The organism is Blautia sp. RTP21359st1_E11_RTP21359_211015 (assembly GCF_040910705.1).
Taxonomy (GTDB): Bacteria; Bacillota; Clostridia; order Lachnospirales; family Lachnospiraceae; genus Blautia_A; species Blautia_A fusiformis.
The window spans coordinates 1-3,077 of sequence record NZ_JBDGAB010000106.1 but is presented as its reverse complement, the minus strand read 5'-3'; the positions used below and the strand labels follow the sequence as shown (position 1 = coordinate 3,077).

Here is a 3,077-nt window from a genome sequence, read left to right as displayed (position 1 = left end):
AGCAATGCGTGACTACGGGGCGGCGTGGTCTGCGCTCGCGCAGATCTAAGCCGACTCGTTCACGGATTGCGGAATTGACGCGACGGCCAACCGAATAGACCAGACTTGATTAAGGGTCGATGGACGCTCTGCTCCATCGACCCTTTCCTTGCCCGTGTCTCGACTGGATGAGACCTGCAGAATCGGGCGGCTCATTATTTTTCGCTAACTACGTCCGAAAAATAATGTGACAAATGACAAATGACAAATGACCACAGGGGGGCGAGGTACTACGACCTCGCCCATGGGAATCCGATATCCGATACCGACAGTGATTTGCGGGGTGGTTTGGAGGGGCGAAGTCCCTCCATCTCGGCGCAGCCGAGCGGGCAAGGAAGAGGTGCCGCCACCGATGACGCGCAGCAATCTCGACCGCTGGGAGGATTGCGGAGAAGCCCCGCAGGGCACGTCCTTAGCGCAGCTAAGGTCTAACGTGCTAGACTTTAGTCGGCTAAAATCTGACGCAAGGCGGTTCTGACATGGCACACATAGCGAAGTACAAGGCTCAATCGGTCGGGCACATGCTCGCCCACTATAGGCGCGACCGCAGCAGCCTGGAGCGCGACAACATCGACCCCGAGCGCATCAAGAACGACTTGGTTGTCGGTCACTACACCAACAAGGACGGCAAGCTCGTTGTGGGGCGCGTGGAGCCGCGCGAGAGCGAGCCGAACTGGGGCACGGTGGAGAGCCGCATCGAGCGCGTGAACGAAGCCCAGAAGGCGGCTGGGAAGCGCGCCACGCGCAAGGATGCGGTCGTTATGGCTGACGTTGTTGTGACGCTTCCCGACAATGTGCGCAAGGGCGATGAGGACAGGTTCTTCCGTCTCACGTACTGGTACCTGTCGAAGAAGTTCGGCATCGAGAACATGATGGGCGGGTACGTCCACAAGGACGAGGTGCTGAAGGACGGCACGCCCGCCCGCGACCACATGCACGTGCCGTTCACGCCCATCCTAGATGGACGGTTCAACTACAAGCAGATGTGCCCCCGCAGCTTCTACCGGAGCATGCACAAGGAGCTTGGGGATTACCTAGAGGGGCGCATGGGCTACCGCCCTGCAATCGAGCTTGACGAGGAGACGCGGGCGCAGCGCGTGTACACGGACAAGTCCGTGGATATCGACAAGGTACGCTGTGCGGTCGATAAGGCCGTGGTTGAACCTGCGAAGGACGAAGCGGCGCGAATCGTCGCGGCGGCTAGGGAAGAAGCCGCCGCTTTGCTAAATGATGCCGAAGCGCGTAAGGCAGAGCTTGTTACCGAGATTGCCGACAAGGAGGGTGACCTTGCCGAGCTTGACAGCCAGCTCGAGGACGTGAAGCTCGATATCGAAGATGAGCAAGACCGATTGGAGTGTCTTCGGCAACGAGCGGACGGAGTTGCGCGAGACGTTGGAGAGCTTCGCTCCATCGCTGCCGAGGTTCGGGGCTGGGAAGCTGCGGGAAAAGCTGAGCGCGGCGCAATCCTCGATAACATCGTTGTTAAGTGCGATGGACTCGCGAGCCGCATCAGAGCAGGAGTTGCGGGAATGCGAATCAAAGTGGAAGAGCTTAGAAGCCGAATATCGCGCCCGCTCGAATATCTGATGCGCAGGGAACAGCCAAGGCAACAGAGCCTTAATGACGTGCTGCGCGATGCGCAGCGGGCGGCGGATGCGTGGAACCGCGACCACGCTGCACCGCAGAGGACGTATCGCGGGCGGGCTAGATGATGTGTTATAGTAGTACCTGTAATACACGACAAGGAGGTGCGACATGGCTACCGCGGTCACATCAATGAGGATTCCAACCGAGTTGAACGAGCGCTACAGCCGTCTTGCGAAGGAGACTGGCAGGTCGAGGAGCTTCTACGTTAACGAAGCCCTGCAAGAAGCTATCGACCGTTTCGAGTACGAGTACGGGATTCTCAAGGATATCGAGGACTATCGTGCTGGCAGGCTTGAGACCTACAGCATCGACGAGGTAAGGGCGCACTGTGGCCTGGCGAATTGATTTCACGAGGAACGCCGACAAGGCGATGCGCAAGCTCGATAAGGGCGTTGCCGCGCGGGTGTTTGACGAGCTTGACGAGATAGCGAAGCTCGAAGACCCAAGAAGCAGGGGCAAGGCATTGACGGGAAACTTGGCAGGCGTGTGGCGATACAGGGTCGGTGACTACCGAATCCTGTGCGACATCAATGACGGCAGGCTCGTCATTCTCGTGGTCGATGTTGCGCATAGACGCGAGGTTTACAAGCGCAGATAAAAAAAGAAAAGCCCCAGCAAGCTTGGCGGCAGCAGGGGCATTCGAGACAAGGAGATTATAGCATGGCGGCAAACGCTGGCGAGACGAAGGTGAAGCTCTGGGAGGGCATCTGCTACCCAGAGAACATGCGCGATGACTGGCAGGACGAGATAGACGACATTCTTCAAGTGCCTTTCGCTTATGCGGTTCACGACATAGACCATGACCAGAAGAGCAAGCAGCGCAAGACGCATGCGCACGTCATTGTTGTCTGGGGCGGCAACACGACACGCAAGGCAATCATCAACGTCTTGAACCGATTGAGCGCGGACGGCAAGAAGTGCTGTTCGTCAGCCGAGCCAATCAACAGCATCAGGCATGCGTATGACTATCTGATTCACGACACGGCTTCCTGTCGCAAGAAGGGCAAGGAGCTGTATCCGGTCGAAGCACGCATCGAGGGAAACAACTTCGACATTGGTCAGCTCGAACAGCTCTCGACTAAGGACAAGCAGGACATGCTCTTCGAGTTGGTCGGCTTCATCATGTGCGAGAGGTTCGAGACCATCAACGATTTCACGGCTGCGGCGCTGAGGGAGTTTCCCGAGCAGTACCGCGAAATCATCGTGGGGTACAACTCGATTCTCGAGCGCTATTGTCGCGGGAACTATCTGAACGCCGAACGTAAGCGCAAGTGCGTGGAACAGTCAGGTGCCAAAGAGTAGTCGGGTCAATGCAGCAATGCGTGACTACGGGGCGGCGTGGTCTGCGCTCGCGCAGATCTAAGCCGACTCGTTCACGGATTGCGGAATTG

At 57.8% G+C, this 3,077-nt stretch carries 4 protein-coding genes; all 4 read left to right on the top strand.

Going from position 1 to position 3,077, the window contains the following annotated elements; genetic code table 11:
- The first annotated feature begins 518 nt into the window (after window positions 1-518).
- Window positions 519-1,751 (top strand): plasmid recombination protein, encoded by a 1,233-nt coding sequence (locus tag AB5026_RS18755; RefSeq protein ID WP_368092396.1) that lies wholly within the window; start codon window positions 519-521, stop codon window positions 1,749-1,751.
- Window positions 1,752-1,794: 43 nt separating this feature from the next.
- Window positions 1,795-2,031 (top strand): ribbon-helix-helix domain-containing protein, encoded by a 237-nt coding sequence (locus AB5026_RS18750; RefSeq protein WP_035138971.1) that lies wholly within the window; start codon window positions 1,795-1,797, stop codon window positions 2,029-2,031.
- Complete coding sequence (locus AB5026_RS18745; RefSeq protein ID WP_035138972.1) at window positions 2,015-2,284, top strand: type II toxin-antitoxin system RelE/ParE family toxin; 270 nt, start codon at window positions 2,015-2,017, stop codon at window positions 2,282-2,284. Before AB5026_RS18750 ends, AB5026_RS18745 begins: the two co-directional genes overlap by 17 nt.
- A gap of 62 nt (window positions 2,285-2,346) precedes the next feature.
- Complete coding sequence (locus AB5026_RS18740) at window positions 2,347-2,988, top strand: Rep family protein (protein WP_368121192.1); 642 nt, start codon at window positions 2,347-2,349, stop codon at window positions 2,986-2,988.
- The last annotated feature ends 89 nt before the right edge of the window (window positions 2,989-3,077 follow it).